This is a genomic window from Sphingomonas aurea, assembly GCF_030678875.1.
In the GTDB taxonomy this organism is placed as follows: Bacteria; Pseudomonadota; Alphaproteobacteria; order Sphingomonadales; family Sphingomonadaceae; genus Sphingomonas; species Sphingomonas aurea.
Genome location: NZ_JAUUDS010000014.1, coordinates 39,881 through 53,824 on the forward strand (window position 1 = coordinate 39,881; position 13,944 = coordinate 53,824).

The following is a 13,944-nucleotide window of genomic DNA, read 5'->3' on the forward strand; positions in this document are numbered from 1 at the left end:
CGATGGCGGTGGTCGATCTGCTTCCCCGCTGGCTCTATAACCGGCTGCGCAGCGGCTGGCGGACAGCGCTGGCGCCGATCCGCGGCCGCATCCGCGCCGAGGAGCGCGACCTCGCCGCCCAGGTGCCGTTCGGCTTCGCCAACGCGGTCGACGCACCGGTGCCGCGGGTGGCCGTGGTCTGCCACCTGTTCCATGCCGACCTGGCCGGTGCGTGCCGCGCCGCGATCGACAATCTGCCGGTGCCCGCCACCCTTTTCCTGTCCACCGACAGTGCCGCGAAGGTGCCGGCGATCGCACGCGCCTTTGCCGGCTGGCCCGCCGAGCGGATCGAGATCCGGGTGCTACCCAATCGCGGGCGGGACATCGCACCCAAGCTGGTCGGCTTCGCGGACGTCTATGCCGATCACGACCTGATCCTGTTCCTGCACACCAAGAAGAGCCTGACCGCCGCGATCGGCGACCGCTGGCGGTCGCTGCTGTTCGCCAGCCTGTGCGGATCACCCACGATCGTGGCGAGCATCCTGCAGGTTTTTCGGCAGCATCCCGATATCGGCATCGTCCTGCCCCGCCATCTGCCGGCGATCCGCGGCCTGCTCCACTGGGACGGCAATTTCAGCACGGCCCGATCGCTCGCCAGACGAATGGGGTTCGGAATCAGGCGTCACCATGCGCTGGATTTCCCCGCCGGCTCGATGTTCTGGGCGCGGCCGGCCGCCCTGCGACCGTTGCTCGACCTGGGCCTGACCCTCGACGATTTCCCGCTGGAGGAGGACCAGGTCCGCGGCACCGTCCAGCATGCGATCGAACGCCTGTTCCTGCTGGCGGCCGAGCACGCGGGCTATCGCTGGCTGAAGGTGGCTGCCCCGCTTCCCGGCGACGACGATCGCACGGTCAGGCCCATTCCCGACCGCACCGCCCTCGACCGGTTCATCCTGGACAGCCGGTTCCCCCTGTTGCCGCAGGATCGGTGGTGACCGGTCCGGCGACGCCATGGGCCTTTCGGCCAAGTCCGCCGGCCTTCCGCATCCGCATCAAGCGTCTGGCCTGTCGGTTGACCCGGCGCCGGGCACCGCCACGCTGGCGGACGATCCGCCCGGTGACGCCGGCCGCGCGCTGGAACGTCCTGTTCCTCTATGCGCCGCAGGGCGCGCTGGACGCAGACCAGCGGCGTATCCTGGCGCGGGTGCGGCGACTGGACGGATCGCTGCTGGTCGTGCTCGCCTGCCCCGACATCGCCCATCCCGTCGTGCCCGACGGGGCGGATGCGATCATCGTCAAGGAGCTGTCGGGGTTCGATTTCTCCGCCTATCGCCTGGCGCTCGACGCGATCGCCGGTGCGTCGCCGGGCGCGGTGGCCTATGTCCAGAACGACTCCGTGCTGGGGCCGTTCGGCGACGTCGACCGCCTGGTCCGTGACGCACCCTGGGATCTGACCGGCTTCATCGCCACGCGCGCGGTGGAAAATCACCTGTCCTCCTTCGCCTTCGTCCTTCGCGACGTCACCCCCGCCCGCCTGGCGGCGCTGACGCCGATCCTGTCGTCGCGGTGGAGCTGCGACGATCCGACTGCGGTGATCCTGTTGCAGGAGACCCGGCTCGCACGCGTTGCCGCGCGCCGCATGAGCGTCGGTGCCTATTGGTACGTCCCGACCGCACCGCTTCGCGAGCCGATCGTGCGGCGCGTGCTGGCGCGAGCGGGTGGACGGGCGGCACAGATCGATACCGCAGGCGATGCGACGCTCGCCTGTCCGGTCGCGCTGCTGGACGCGGGCTTTCCGTACCTCAAGCGCTCGCTGTTCACCAAGTTCGCTGGGCTGCACGCGCCGGTCGCGCTGAAGGCGGCGCTGTCGGCTCAGGATTGGTGAGGGTCGGTCGCCAAGCGCGCCAGCAAGGACCCGACATCGGCGAAGGCAGCGGCATTCGCCAGTAGCCAGGCCGGATCGCGGTCCCACCAGCCATGCGCCTCGAGCTGCGCGACGATATCCTCGGCATAGCGGAAGCGCAGCAGCCGCGCCGGAACGCCGACATAGATGCCATAGGGCGCCAGGTCGTGGACGACGACAGCGCCGGCGCCGACGACAGCGCCGTTGCCGATAGTGACGCCGTCGCGCACCACCGCCTTCGCGCCGATCCAGACGTCATGGCCGATCCGGGTCCGCGCATATTCGCTCGCCTGGTCGCGCTCCACGAAGTCCCAGCCGATGGCGGGACGGTGAAGATAGAAGAGCGGATGGATCGAGGCGTTGGCGCCAATCGGATGCCCGCCCGTCCCGATGATGGCATCCGGTGCCACCGCGCAGAACCGGCCGATGTCGGCATGGCTCACGATGCAGCGCGGGCCTACATAGCTGTAGCGACCCAGGCTGCTGTGCGCGACATGGGCATGGTCGCCGATCCGGTTTTGCGCCTCGAACCGGCTGTCGGACACCGTGGCTGCTTTTCCCAGCCACAATCCGGGATGGGTCGCCAGCGCCCGGGTCCGGGCGCGATATTGCTGGATCTTTTCGCGAAGCATCTGGGTGATCCGGACCTATGATCGTTCGAGCTGTCTGCCGGCGAACGCTCCATTCCGCCAGGCGGCGATGATCCGCCGGCATTCCGGCATCAGCATGGCCGATCCGCCGACCGCGACCAGATAGGCCAGCCCGATCGCCGGCACCTGCAGGGACAGCGGCCATGCGGCGGGCATGGCGAGGCGCAGCGCCCCGAACGCGGCGACCGCAACCGCCGTCGGGATGCCGATATCGACTGCATACCAGCGCCACTGCTCCCCGGGCAGCAGACGATGGTGCATCACCGGCACCTCGACAAGGAAATAGCCGGTGGTCAGGATCAGCCACGCGCCCCCCGCACCCAGCGCACCGAAATAGAGGATCAGGACGTAGAGCAGGGGCGCGAACAGGATCACCGCCACGAGGTTCTTCACCAGCGACAGGCTGGTCCAGCCATGAGCGAGCTGAAGCGAGAGCGGCATGTACATCAGCGCCAGCACCCCGCTCCCCGCCGCCAGCAGGCTGAGCAGGCGGTACGTCGACGCGACGATCGCAGCATCGTGAACATAGGCGCGCAGCAATTCCTGCGCAAAGACCACCAGCCCCGTCGTCGCCGGCACGATCAGCAGGGCGAGACCTTGGCTCGCCTGATGGTACAGGCGGCGCTCCGCCTCGCCGTCACCCCTCGCCACTAGGCGTGACAGGGCGGGAAAGACGGCACTCTCGACCGCCGTGCCCATCGTCGTGAGGACCGCCGCGATCGCACTGCACAGCGCGTACCGGCCAAAGACGTCGAGCGGCAGCATCCGCGACAGGATCACCTTGTCGAGCTGGGTCAGGACGATCGACAACAGGGTCAACGCCGTGATCGCGGCAGAGAAGCCGGCACTGGCGCGGACCGCCGCGACGCCGACGCGCGGCCGGTGATCCGGCAGACGGAGATGATGCCAGACCAGCCGGTGCAGCAGCAGGACCTGCACCCCGGCGACGAGCGCCTGCCACAGGAAAAAGGCGGTGACGGTGCGCGACACCAGCGCCAGCACGGCGACGACGCCGGCACTGGCCAGCGTGGCGCCGACCGACAGGACGACGTTCAGCGAAACCTGACGCTGGAGGCCGGTCAGCGCGCCGAAATAGAGCGAGACGGGCCAGCGCATCAGCGCGGTGACCGCCATCGCCCTGACCCCGCCCACCACGGTCTGCCGGTCGAGAGTGCGGATGTGGAGCCAGTGATCGACGATCAGGGGGGCGGCCAGGAATATGGCTATGCCGATCGCCGCGGCGATCAGCCAATAGGCCACCTCCAGCGTCCGGAGCAGGTCGCGCGCCGCGGCGATGCCGTCCGGCCGATCGGCCGCGCGCGCCAGTTCGCGGTTGGCAGTCAGGCTGAGACCCAGGTCGAGAAGCGCGAACATCGCCATCATCGACGCGAACAGGCCGATCAGGCCGTAGGCCTCGATCCCGAGCAGGCGGATGTAGAGCGGCACGAAGGCGAAGCTCATCAGCGCGGCCCACAGGCGACCGACGAGATTGGCGAGGACGTTGTGGCGGATCGGCATGGTCAGGGCACGGGATCGTCGCCCAGCAGCGCACGCCGCTTCACGGTCGCGCCCCAGAAGGCGAGGGGTTCGTGGTCCGGATAGGGGTAGCGGCCGAGTTCGGGGACGATCGTGGCGCCGGCCTCTGCGATCCAGCGCTCGACCAGGGCGCGCACCGACACCGGCTGGCCGGAGCTGATGTTGACGACGCCGTCATCGGCACCGCGCAGCGCCAGCGCCGCCAGCAGTGCCGCGACCCGGTCGACCGGCAGATAGTCGCGCAGCTGCTCGCCCGCCGACATCGGGAAGGTCGCGTCGCCGCGCGCGATCGCGGCGCCGAGCAGGGGGTAGAGCGCGCGCGGCGCCTGCCCCGACCCCCACATGTAGAAGAGCCGCGCCCAGGTGAGCGCGAAGCCCCGCTCGTCCTGCAGGAACTGCAGCTGCCGGAGCAGCGCCGCCTTGGCGAAGGCATAAGGGTTGGCGGGCTGCGGCACGGCATCCTCGGCCAGCGCGCCGTCGATCATGCCATATTCGTAGCAGGTGCCCGCCACCAGCATCGCCGGCAGCCCCGCCTCTACCAGCGTCCGCAGAAAGCCGTAGTGGAGCGGCAGCTCGCGCTCGAAATGATGGCGCGAGCGATAGTCGGGCAGGCCGCCCCAGGCGAGATGGACCAGCCGGTCGGGCGCGCCGAGCGCCGCCCAAGTGCCGGCATCGGCGTCGGCCAGATCGAGCGTGACGTAGCGTGCGCCCGGCACCGGCGTGTCGGGCATCCGCCGCACCACCGCGGTCACGTCGGCGCCGCGGTCGACCAGCGCACGCACGAGGTGGCGGCCGATGAAACCCGCGGCTCCGGTGACGGCGATCGTCATGCGATACGTAACTCGGGCACGGCGGTGACGAAGCGGCCGCCCCAGTCGCGAATATAGGACAGCTGCTCCATCACCTCGTCGGCGATGTTCCAGGGCAGGATCAGGACATGGTCGGGCCGCTCGGCGCGCAGTCGCGCCTCGTCGACGACGGGCACGCGGCTGCCGGGCAGGAAGCGTCCTGCCTTGGCCGGGTTGCGATCAACCACGAAGGGCAGGAGGTGCGGGCGGATGCCGGCGAAGTTGAGGAGCGTGTTGCCCTTCGCCGCGGCGCCGTAGCCGGCGACCTTCAGCCCCTCTGCCCTGGCCTGGATCAGGAAGGTGTTCAGCGCATCGGCGATCTCCTCTGCCTGGCCCTGCAGCGCGGCGTAGTAGCCGGGGGTCGCGATGCCCGCCTCCGCCTCGCGCGCCAGCATGGCGGCGACGGCCAGCCCGACCGGGCGGGCGCCGGTGTCGGCGCGCTGGGCATGGACACGCAGCGAGCCGCCATGGGTCGGCAGCTCCTCGACGTCGAACACCGCCAGTCCGTTGGCGGCGAAGATCGTCGCGACCGCGGTCAGCGACAGATAGGAATAATGTTCGTGATAGATGGTATCGAACTGGCGCTGTTCGATCAGGTTGAGAAGATGGGGAAATTCGAAGGTCGAAACCCCGTCCGGCTTCAGCAGAAGCGCAAAGCCGGCGACGAAGTCGTTGATGTCCGGCACATGCGCCAGCACGTTGTTGGCCGCGGTCAGGTCGGCGCTGCGCCCTTCCGCCACCAGCCGGCGGGCGAGGTCGGTGCCGAAGAAATCCTCGACGATCTCCAGCCCCTTGGCCCGGGCGGCCTGCGCGGTGCTGGCGGTCGGCTCGATGCCCAGCGCGCCGATGCCGCGCGCGGCGACATATTGCAGCAGATAGCCGTCATTCGCCGCGACCTCGACCACCAGCGACGTCCCGTCCAGCCCCAGCCGCTGCGCCATGGCCGCGACATAGGCCTCCGAATGGCGCAGCCAGCTGGTCGAGAAGGACGAGAAATAGGCGTAATCCTCGGAGAAGAAGGCGTCGCGGCCGGCGAAATCCTCGGTCTGGACCAGCCAGCACGCCTCGCACACCGCGACGCGCAAGGGGTACCAGGTCTCCGGCGCCGACAGCGCCGTCCCGCTCAGATAGGCGTTGGAGGGGGGCGAGGCGCCCAGGTCGATCAGCGGCAGGCGTACCGCGGCGCCGCAGTGCCGGCAGTTCATGATGGAATTCCCGTGAAGTCAGGCGTCAGCAGGGGATGGCCGCGGTCGCGGGCGGAAATCTCCGTGATCGCGAGCGGCCAGGCGATGGCGAGGCGCGGGTCGAGCGGGTTCAGCCCGCCCTCCGCCCCTGCCGCATAGGGCGCGGTGTGGAGGTAGAGGAGTTCGCAATCGGCGGTCAGCGTCTGGAAACCGTGCGCGAACCCCTTGGGGATGAACAGACTGGTCGCATTGTCCGCCGACAGATGCTCGCCGTGCCAATGGAGGAAGGTGGGCGAGCCGGCACGCAGATCGATCGCGACGTCGAACACCGCGCCGGCCAGCACGCTGACGAACTTGTCTTCGGCGTACGGGGGATGCTGGAAATGCAGGCCGCGGATCGAGCCCGTGGCGCGGGTCAGCGTGTGGTTGATCTGCGCGACCGGCGCGGTGAAGCCGGCCGCTGCCAGTTCACCGGCGCAGTAGAGCCGCGAGAGGAAGCCGCGCGTGTCGCCGATGCGGGTACGCACCACCCGCTTCAGCCCGGCGAGCGGAGTGTCGTGGACGGCGAAGCGTGCCTCAGCCATCGGCCCCGCCATCGCGCGGTGCGGCTTCATAGGTGTGGATCTGGTCGCGGGTGACGCCGGCCATGTCGGCGCCCGCGCACCACGCCCGGTGCCAGGCAGCGGTGTGCGCCAGCGCCTCGTCCAGCCGCCAGCGCGGCGCCCAGCCGAGCCGGGCACGGGCGCGCGAGCTGTCGAGCTTCAGCAGGCCCGCCTCGTGCACGCCCTCGTCCGCGCCGGTCGCCTGCCAGCGCAGATCGGGCAAGGTGCGGGCGAGCGTGTCGAGGATCCAGGCGACCGGCCGGGCATCGGCGTCGACCGGGCCGAAATTCCACGCCTGCGCCACGTCGTCGCCCTCGGCCAGCCGTTCGGCGAGCCGGATATAGCCGGCCAGCGGCTCCAGCACATGCTGCCACGGCCGGACCGCGGCGGGGCGGCGGACCGCCAGCACCGTACCGGCGTCGCACGCGCGCAACGCGTCGGGCACCAGCCGGTCGAGCGCCCAGTCGCCCCCGCCGATGACGTTGCCGGCGCGCGCGCTGGCGATCCGCGGCGCGTCCGCCCCCGGATAGGCGGTGCGCCAGGCGGCGGTGACCAGTTCCGCACAGGCCTTGCTAGCCGAGTAAGGGTCGTGCCCGCCCAGCGCATCGCTCTCGCGATAGGGCCAGGGCCATTCGTGGTTCTCGTAACATTTGTCGGTTGTCACGCTGACCAGCGCGCGCACCGATCCCGCCGCCCGCGCCGCCTCCAGCACATGCGCGGTGCCCATGACGTTGGTGGCGAAGGTTTCCAGCGGCTGGGCATAGGACAGGCGGACCAGCGGCTGGGCGGCGAGGTGGAACACGATCTCCGGCCGCGCGGCCGCCAGCGCGCGCGCGACCGCATCGGCGTCGCGGATGTCGCCGAGGGTGTGGCCGGCCAGGCACTGCACGACGCCGGCCGCCTCGAACAGGCTGGGCTCGGTCGGGGCGGGCAGCGCGAAGCCATGGACCTCGGCCCCCGCATCGGCCAGCCACAGCGCCAGCCAGCCGCCCTTGAACCCGGTATGCCCGGTCAGGAAGACGCGCCTGCCCCGCCAGAACCCGCGATCCATTCCTGCCCCTACCAGATCTTCCAGGGTGCCTGACCGCTTTCCCAGAGGCCGGTCAGATATTGCTTGTCGCGCAGCGTGTCCATCGGCTGCCAGAAGCCGTCATGCTCGTGCGCCATCAGCTGGCCCTCGGCCGCCAGCCTGTTGAGCGGCTCCTGCTCCCAGGTGGTGGCGTCGCCGGCGATATAGTCGAGCACCGCCGGCGACAGGACGAAGAACCCGCCGTTGATCCGCCCGCCATCGCCCTGCGGCTTCTCCTGAAAGGCACGCACCCGCCCGTCGGCGATGTCGACCGCGCCGAAGCGGCCGGGCGGATAGGTCGCGGTCAGCGTCGCGCGCCGGCCGTGGGCGCGGTGGAACGCCAGGCTGGCGGTGACGTCGATGTCGCCGACGCCGTCGCCATAGGTAAAGAAGAACGCATCCTCGTCCCGGACATGATGGGCGACGCGCCGCAGCCGCCCGCCGGTCATGGTGTCGTCGCCGGTATCGACCAATGTCACCGTCCAGGGCTCTGCCCGGCGCTCGTGGACAGTCATGCTGTTCTGCTTCATGTCGATCGTCACGTCGGACATGTGCAGGAAATAATTGGCGAAATATTCCTTGATGACATAGCCGCGATAGCCGCAGCAGACGATGAAGTCGTCGACGCCGTGCGCGGCGTAGATCTTCATGATGTGCCACAGGATCGGCCGCCCGCCGATCTCGATCATCGGCTTGGGCCGGACCGACGTCTCCTCACTGAACCGCGTGCCGAGCCCGCCGGCCAGGATGACTGCTTTCACGGAAACTCCCTCGCGATACCGATCGGCGGCGAGCTTAGGGAGTGGCGGGGGCGGGGTCTATCATGGGGGCGCAGGTGCCATCCTCATGTCGCGACAATCATGTGTCGATCAGCCAGTTTTTGAACGATAAAGGACATTATCGTACGTTTGTTGCAAAAAGCCGAACTACCAACGAACGGATCGGGCAAGACCAGCCTGCTCGATCCCGTCTCGCTCTTCGACCTTCGATCTGCGCGAGGTTCTGCGCGATATAGTCGATGCCGGCTTGGCGCTCATCACGGCCCTCCACGACCTCAGCACGCTGGCCTCGGCATGTGACGCCGGCCTCATGCTTGCCGATGGCAAGGTCGCGCTGCCACTGGGCGACGACACGTTCCGAATCGCTGCCCAGCCCCCCCCCCCCCAAGTGTTCGAGCGGCAGACGATCGAATGCGTGCGCATAGCGTACGCTCAGTAAGAGATTCTGCAATGACCCCTTCATGGCTGCCTATACCTTTGCCCGCCGGCTCAAGACGCTCAACGGTCTCAAACCCTACGAGTACATCGCAAAGATCTGGACGTCAGAACCGGACCGGTTCATCGTCAACCCGATCCCGAGACTGATCAGCAACGCATGACCACGGTCGATCATCGCTTTGCGTTCGGCAACAGACCGGCCTTCCTGAGCGCACCGATCAAAATCATTCGCCAGCGTCAACTCGCCAATCTTGGTGTGCAGCACCGTCACAGCGACCGCCGGCTCGGCCGCTGCCGGCTTCGCGCCGAATACATCCGCCGCGCCCGCCATTAATGAGGCTTGGATGCACGTCATACTCCTGTGCCAGTTCGGCCAGCGTCTTCTCGCCTTTCGTGGCAACCAACGCTGCCTTCGCCTTGAACGCCGGGCCGTGGTTCCGGCGCGGTCGCTTGCTCATCTTGCCTCCTGCTCGCGGCCATCATGGCCGCTGTCGGATCGGCAATCCCCTTATCCCCACTATCCAGATTCCCCGAGCCACCTCTCTGTTGCGGTCGCTGCCCAATACGTTACCAGACGATTAGCGCTACGATGCCATCGTCGTAGCTGTGGGACATCAACAGTTCGTCGAGATGGGCATGTCCGCCACCGTGCGTGGGGACGCCTGATACAATCGGTTGCGAAGTGAAATTGATCCTGCTGTAGGGCAAGCAGAGGGGCACCTGAAATTATGAAGATCGTCGTCACTGGAGCTGCTGGCTTCATCGGCATGCATGCCAGCCTGCTCCTGCTAGGCCGCGGAGAAGAGGTGGTTGGTATCGACAATCTCAATAATTATTATGATGTATCGCTGAAGCGCGCACGATTGGCGCGGCTGAAGGCATACCCCAATTTTACCTTCTACGAGCAGGATGTTGCTGATGGGGCAGCACTTGAGGCCATCTTTGCGCACGAGCGACCGAAACGTATCGTACATCTCGCCGCCCAGGCAGGAGTACGGTTCTCGCTAACTCAGCCCCACGCGTATATCGAGGCAAATATCAAAGGTTTCCTGAACATCCTCGAGGCATGTCGTCGCCATCAGATTGAACATCTGGTCTACGCCAGTAGCTCAAGCGTATATGGCGGCAACACAGGCCTCCCTTTCAGGGAGCGCCAGAATGTAGATCATCCTGTAAGCCTTTATGCTACTACTAAGAAAACTAATGAATTGATGGCGCACACCTACAGTCACCTGTTTAGTCTGCCGACGACCGGCTTGCGCTTCTTCACCGTATATGGTCCTTGGGGACGACCCGACATGGCACTGTTTCTGTTCGCCAAGGCGATCTTGAACGGTGAGCCGATAGACGTGTTCAACAACGGCCAGATGACCCGAGACTTCACCTACGTTGATGACATCGTTGAAGCGGTAGTGAAGCTGGTAGACAAGCCAGCGACGCCTGATCCGTCTTTTGATCCATCTAATCCGGATCCTGCAACTAGTAATGTTCCCTATCGCGTGTTCAATATCGGGAACAGCCGACCGACGCCCCTAATGTCGTACATTGCTGCGCTTGAGCGATCGCTTGGAGCGAAAGCGCAGATCAATATGCTGCCCATGCAGCCGGGCGACGTGCTCGCCACAGCCGCGGATACTGCCGCGCTTGAAGCCTGGATTGGTTTCAAACCCGACACGACGATCGAGACCGGGATTGGTCGCTTCGTCGATTGGTATATGGACTATTATACGGTGAACCAACTTAACTGATGCAGCCGAGGCGCTTTGCCGATCGCGTGGCGGCTTCATCAAACTCCATGATCGGCTACGACCGCCCCCGTGATCCCATCCCCTACGCCGCACCAAACATTACCCGGGCACACCTAATAACCTGGCGTGATCCTGTTGAAGATGACTCACTGCGTGTGACCGAGGGCGGCAGATACGTCAGGCGGGATTGTTCGGGCTGTCGGAGCAAATGGAGCGATTGTCGGATTGTGGCGGCCTCACTGAAATGCGTTAATTACTTCGCAAACTGCGGATATGATGCAGACTGATCGAAACCGCTTTAATGACTCGATCAGATCCACCGATGCCACTCGTCGGGCGCCGGTCATGCGCAACCTCATCGCCATGCAGTACGTTGATATGATCAAGCTCTGACACGCAAGGCTGGGACGACTGATGTATATGATCGCTCATCGCATCGACGTTTTGCTTGCGACAAGGGCTATGACAGTGATGCGGTTCGCAACACCCTGACCAGCATTAACGTCGAAGGCGCAATCCCTGCTCGGCGCAACCATCAAAGCCGGCACCATATGGTCGCGTCAAATATTTCTGACGCAACCAGATCGATCTGGTTGTTCAACAAGCTCAAAAATAAACGACATGTTGCTATCGCCTACAGTAACACCGCACAATCTATGTTAGCTTTTCTAGCCTTGCGCCAGACCTAATCTAGTAGATTTTTTAAAGACAACGAGATAGATTAAACGTTCTTTTCAAGTTTTTCAATTCTTTTTAAAGCATCTTGTAATGCAGACACTAAGATAGGAATTAATCGTGAAGGAGCAGCGTGCAATTGATTGGCATTGCTGTCATCAACCAGGTTTAACCAGTCGGCACCAGCTTCCGTCTGCGACAAGAGCAGGTCTTGGGCAATAAATCCCACATCGCTTCCTTCAATACCTGACCGATCACGATGCTTCCATATCCAGCGAGCAGGTTTAAGGGAGCGCAGCAAGCATGATGCGTGATTTGTATCAAGATACTCGATGTTTGCTTTGTCTCTCTTGTCGGACAACGTAGTTATTACTGCGGTCGCCGCGCGGATTTGGCGCGTTGCATGATTGCCGAGAACCAACTGGTTACTTGTGGTGCACATCGCACCGTTGCCGATGGCGATGGCATTTTCGTAGGACCGTGTTACGCCATCACTGTTTGCTCCCACGCCGATGCTAATATTGCTCTTGCCCGACAAGCCCCTCCCCGCCCCAGCACCGATGGCTGTTGAGGTTTCCGATGCATAAGCAGAGGCCCCGAGCGCCGTGGCGCTCGCCCCATTGGTGGCCGACACTTCACCGAGACATGTGCTGTGAGCCCCCGATGCGCTAGCACCCCCTCCGATTGCAGCCGTCCCATCGTCGTTCGCAACTGCGCGATGACCGAGGGCTGTGGCTGTAGTGGCAATCGCCCGCCCAAGGTCATATGGATTCGACCCACATCGCGCTTCGCTTCCGATCGCAGTTGTTCGGCTGCCATATCCTTTGCTTTCTGCTCCAACGCATGTTGAATGACTGTAATGGAACGTCTGAGTCCCGGTTGCGTAAGGACCGGATATCGCTCCTATATATGTATTAGCGAGCCCTCCATCATTTTGTAGGCCAGCCTGCGATCCGAAAAATGAATTATAGTTGCCATTGCTGTTATAATATCCAGCCCGCGACCCAAAATATGAATTATCATTACCTAATTGATTATAGAGACCCGCCCAAAATCCCACTCCCGTGTTGTTGGAACCGGTCGAGTTCCTTCCAAACACCTTGTACCCCCACCCAGTATTACGTTCTCCTTTAGTATTGTATCTGAAGGCAGAATATCCTCCCGCAACATTTCGGCTTGCCTGATTGTATTCAAGCACAAAAGCGCCAATTGCGGTATTCTCAAATTCATCTACATTAGTAGACAATGCGCGCGGCCCGATCGCAATATTCCAGCCCGCCTTTTCCGACATCAAACCGCTCGTCAATCGATCACCGATAGCGATATTTCCCGATAGGAATCGGCCAAACTTAATGCCAAATATATTAGAAAAATCACGCTTGTCGTGAGAAATACTAAAGAAATCATACGGAGCTTCACGCTCTACTTTACTTAGATTAATTCTTGAGACCACGCCGGACCAATCATTATCGAAACGAAGCTCCAGATCAACGAAACCATCTACATCGTATGAAAATATAACGAATTTGTAGGTATCCTTTCCTAGCGCCAGTATCGAGAAATCGCCCTCGGTAAATATCGGGCGTCCACCAAGAAAAATTGCCATTCCGCCAGCTATCGAACTTTCAACATCAATGACGGCAACATAACTGGCGTAGGGCTCGACCACGATCGTCTGCAGGAGCGATGCCGGCCGACCGCCTTCATGCTTCACCCCACCTGATACCCTTACAAAACCAACAAGGTGCCACGCTGATGCCAGACGGGTTGCGAAAGTCCCGTCAGCAACGAGGTTTCGGTTTCCGATGACTGCAGTGTCGTAAGCATGTACGTTGCCGCGCGCAGGCCCGAAGGTTTGGGGTCCAACCAGATGCATACCCGCCGTCACATCCAGAGGACCGCCGGCAGAAAGGCTTGCGGCTGCCCCCGTAAAAGCGAACTGTTCCTGCGCCTGTCCATCTGCGCTCGCGCCATAATCGGCGACTGAGACAAAATCGCTCATCTTGGCTGCTATTGTCCGGCGCGTGGCGCCCTCGCCGGATTGAACGAACTCATCGGAAGCCGATGCGGTCGGACCATCACCGCTGGTTTGAGAAGCGGAAGGCAAGACGCGGCGGGTATTCATGGGGGTGGCGGGTAGAGCTTGGCTTAACGCCGACAGCGACGCGCCGGATGCCGTGGCTAGGATTGTGCGGCGCGACACAGGCAATTCATCAGACACGTATCTTCTCCTGTCACGTTCATTCGCATCGATACGCCACGGCTTGCCGGGCACCGCTTCACGTCGCAGAAATCGTGGCGATAGTCGATCGTGAGGGCGATCCACGTGCGGCCAGATGGCTGGGCCGTCGTCGGATTGGCGTCCGTTGCGAAGGGCAGGAATCAATGCGCCCCGCCTCCTTTTCGCCGGTTGGCCGGGGAAGAGAGGCATCAACTTTACCTTCACACGAGTGTCACCTATAGGCGCCACTTTCCATCGTGAGTATTGCTGCGCATGCGCCGCTTCTTTATTGCAGTCATGTCGGTATCCCTC

Annotated in this window: 11 protein-coding genes and 2 pseudogenes; 4 read left to right on the forward strand and 9 right to left on the reverse strand. The window is 63.9% G+C overall.

Translation table 11 applies throughout. From position 1 onward, the window contains the following. Nucleotides 1–2 precede the first annotated feature (2 nt). Nucleotides 3–974: a rhamnan synthesis F family protein gene (locus Q5H91_RS16335; RefSeq protein ID WP_305174502.1), complete on the forward strand. Its 972-nt coding sequence runs from the start codon at nt 3–5 to the stop codon at nt 972–974. Continuing rightward, nucleotides 971–1,864, forward strand: a complete 894-nt coding sequence (locus tag Q5H91_RS16340) for a hypothetical protein (protein WP_305174504.1) — start codon at nt 971–973, stop codon at nt 1,862–1,864. Before Q5H91_RS16335 ends, Q5H91_RS16340 begins: the two co-directional genes overlap by 4 nt. Here Q5H91_RS16340 and Q5H91_RS16345 read toward each other — a convergent pair. Genes Q5H91_RS16345 through rfbF form a run of 7 tightly spaced genes read right to left on the reverse strand, consistent with a single transcriptional unit; the run spans nt 1,852 to nt 8,532 of the window. After that, a complete protein-coding gene (locus tag Q5H91_RS16345) occupies nt 1,852–2,514 on the reverse strand; it encodes a DapH/DapD/GlmU-related protein (protein WP_305174505.1) in 663 nt (220 codons plus the stop codon). The two genes, Q5H91_RS16340 and Q5H91_RS16345, sit on opposite strands and share 13 nt — an antisense overlap. Nucleotides 2,515–2,529: 15 nt before the next feature. Continuing rightward, a complete protein-coding gene (locus tag Q5H91_RS16350) occupies nt 2,530–4,050 on the reverse strand; it encodes a lipopolysaccharide biosynthesis protein (RefSeq protein WP_305174508.1) in 1,521 nt (506 codons plus the stop codon). Nucleotides 4,051–4,052: 2 nt separating this feature from the next. Continuing rightward, a complete protein-coding gene (locus tag Q5H91_RS16355) occupies nt 4,053–4,898 on the reverse strand; it encodes an NAD-dependent epimerase/dehydratase family protein (protein WP_305174511.1) in 846 nt (281 codons plus the stop codon). After that, nucleotides 4,895–6,121 carry a class I SAM-dependent methyltransferase gene (locus tag Q5H91_RS16360; RefSeq protein ID WP_305174514.1) on the reverse strand — a complete coding sequence of 409 codons (1,227 nt, stop codon included), beginning with the start codon at nt 6,119–6,121 and terminating at the stop codon, nt 4,895–4,897. Before Q5H91_RS16360 ends, Q5H91_RS16355 begins: the two co-directional genes overlap by 4 nt. Then, nucleotides 6,118–6,684, reverse strand: coding sequence for a dTDP-4-dehydrorhamnose 3,5-epimerase family protein (locus Q5H91_RS16365; protein ID WP_305174516.1), 567 nt, complete (start codon nt 6,682–6,684; stop codon nt 6,118–6,120). Before Q5H91_RS16365 ends, Q5H91_RS16360 begins: the two co-directional genes overlap by 4 nt. Continuing rightward, nucleotides 6,677–7,753, reverse strand: a complete 1,077-nt coding sequence (gene rfbG, locus Q5H91_RS16370) for a CDP-glucose 4,6-dehydratase (protein WP_305174518.1) — start codon at nt 7,751–7,753, stop codon at nt 6,677–6,679. Before rfbG ends, Q5H91_RS16365 begins: the two co-directional genes overlap by 8 nt. An 8-nt stretch (nt 7,754–7,761) precedes the next feature. Beyond that, entirely contained in the window at nt 7,762–8,532 is a 771-nt protein-coding gene (gene rfbF, locus Q5H91_RS16375; RefSeq protein WP_305174521.1) for a glucose-1-phosphate cytidylyltransferase, read from the reverse strand. Between the two features lie 476 nt (nt 8,533–9,008). On the opposite strand from rfbF, the pseudogene Q5H91_RS16380 reads away from it, so the two are divergent. Next, nucleotides 9,009–9,149 (forward strand): annotated as a pseudogene (locus Q5H91_RS16380) (IS481 family transposase); the annotation flags it as partial. Here Q5H91_RS16380 and Q5H91_RS16385 read toward each other — a convergent pair. After that, nucleotides 9,131–9,446 (reverse strand): annotated as a pseudogene (locus Q5H91_RS16385) (transposase); the annotation flags it as partial. The pseudogenes Q5H91_RS16380 and Q5H91_RS16385 sit on opposite strands and share 19 nt — an antisense overlap. A gap of 270 nt (nt 9,447–9,716) precedes the next feature. Between Q5H91_RS16385 and Q5H91_RS16390 the strand changes: the two are divergent. Next, nucleotides 9,717–10,736 carry an NAD-dependent epimerase gene (locus Q5H91_RS16390; protein WP_305174524.1) on the forward strand — a complete coding sequence of 340 codons (1,020 nt, stop codon included), beginning with the start codon at nt 9,717–9,719 and terminating at the stop codon, nt 10,734–10,736. Nucleotides 10,737–11,457: 721 nt separating this feature from the next. On the opposite strand, the gene Q5H91_RS16395 is transcribed toward Q5H91_RS16390, so the two are convergent. After that, nucleotides 11,458–13,632: a tail fiber domain-containing protein gene (locus Q5H91_RS16395; RefSeq protein WP_305174527.1), complete on the reverse strand. Its 2,175-nt coding sequence runs from the start codon at nt 13,630–13,632 to the stop codon at nt 11,458–11,460. Nucleotides 13,633–13,944: the final 312 nt, after the last annotated feature.

Bases quoted from the DNA above. Each gene is read 5' to 3' on its own strand.
- Q5H91_RS16335 (WP_305174502.1), top strand. From the start codon at position 3: ATGGCGGTGGTCGATCTGCTTCCCCGCTGGCTCTATAACCGGCTGCGC.
- Q5H91_RS16355 (WP_305174511.1), bottom strand. From the start codon at position 4,898: ATGACGATCGCCGTCACCGGAGCCGCGGGTTTCATCGGCCGCCACCTC.
- Q5H91_RS16360 (WP_305174514.1), bottom strand. From the start codon at position 6,121: ATGAACTGCCGGCACTGCGGCGCCGCGGTACGCCTGCCGCTGATCGAC.
- Q5H91_RS16345 (WP_305174505.1), bottom strand. From the start codon at position 2,514: ATGCTTCGCGAAAAGATCCAGCAATATCGCGCCCGGACCCGGGCGCTG.
- Q5H91_RS16350 (WP_305174508.1), bottom strand. From the start codon at position 4,050: ATGCCGATCCGCCACAACGTCCTCGCCAATCTCGTCGGTCGCCTGTGG.
- rfbG (WP_305174518.1), bottom strand. From the start codon at position 7,753: ATGGATCGCGGGTTCTGGCGGGGCAGGCGCGTCTTCCTGACCGGGCAT.
- Q5H91_RS16390 (WP_305174524.1), top strand. From the start codon at position 9,717: ATGAAGATCGTCGTCACTGGAGCTGCTGGCTTCATCGGCATGCATGCC.
- Q5H91_RS16365 (WP_305174516.1), bottom strand. From the start codon at position 6,684: ATGGCTGAGGCACGCTTCGCCGTCCACGACACTCCGCTCGCCGGGCTG.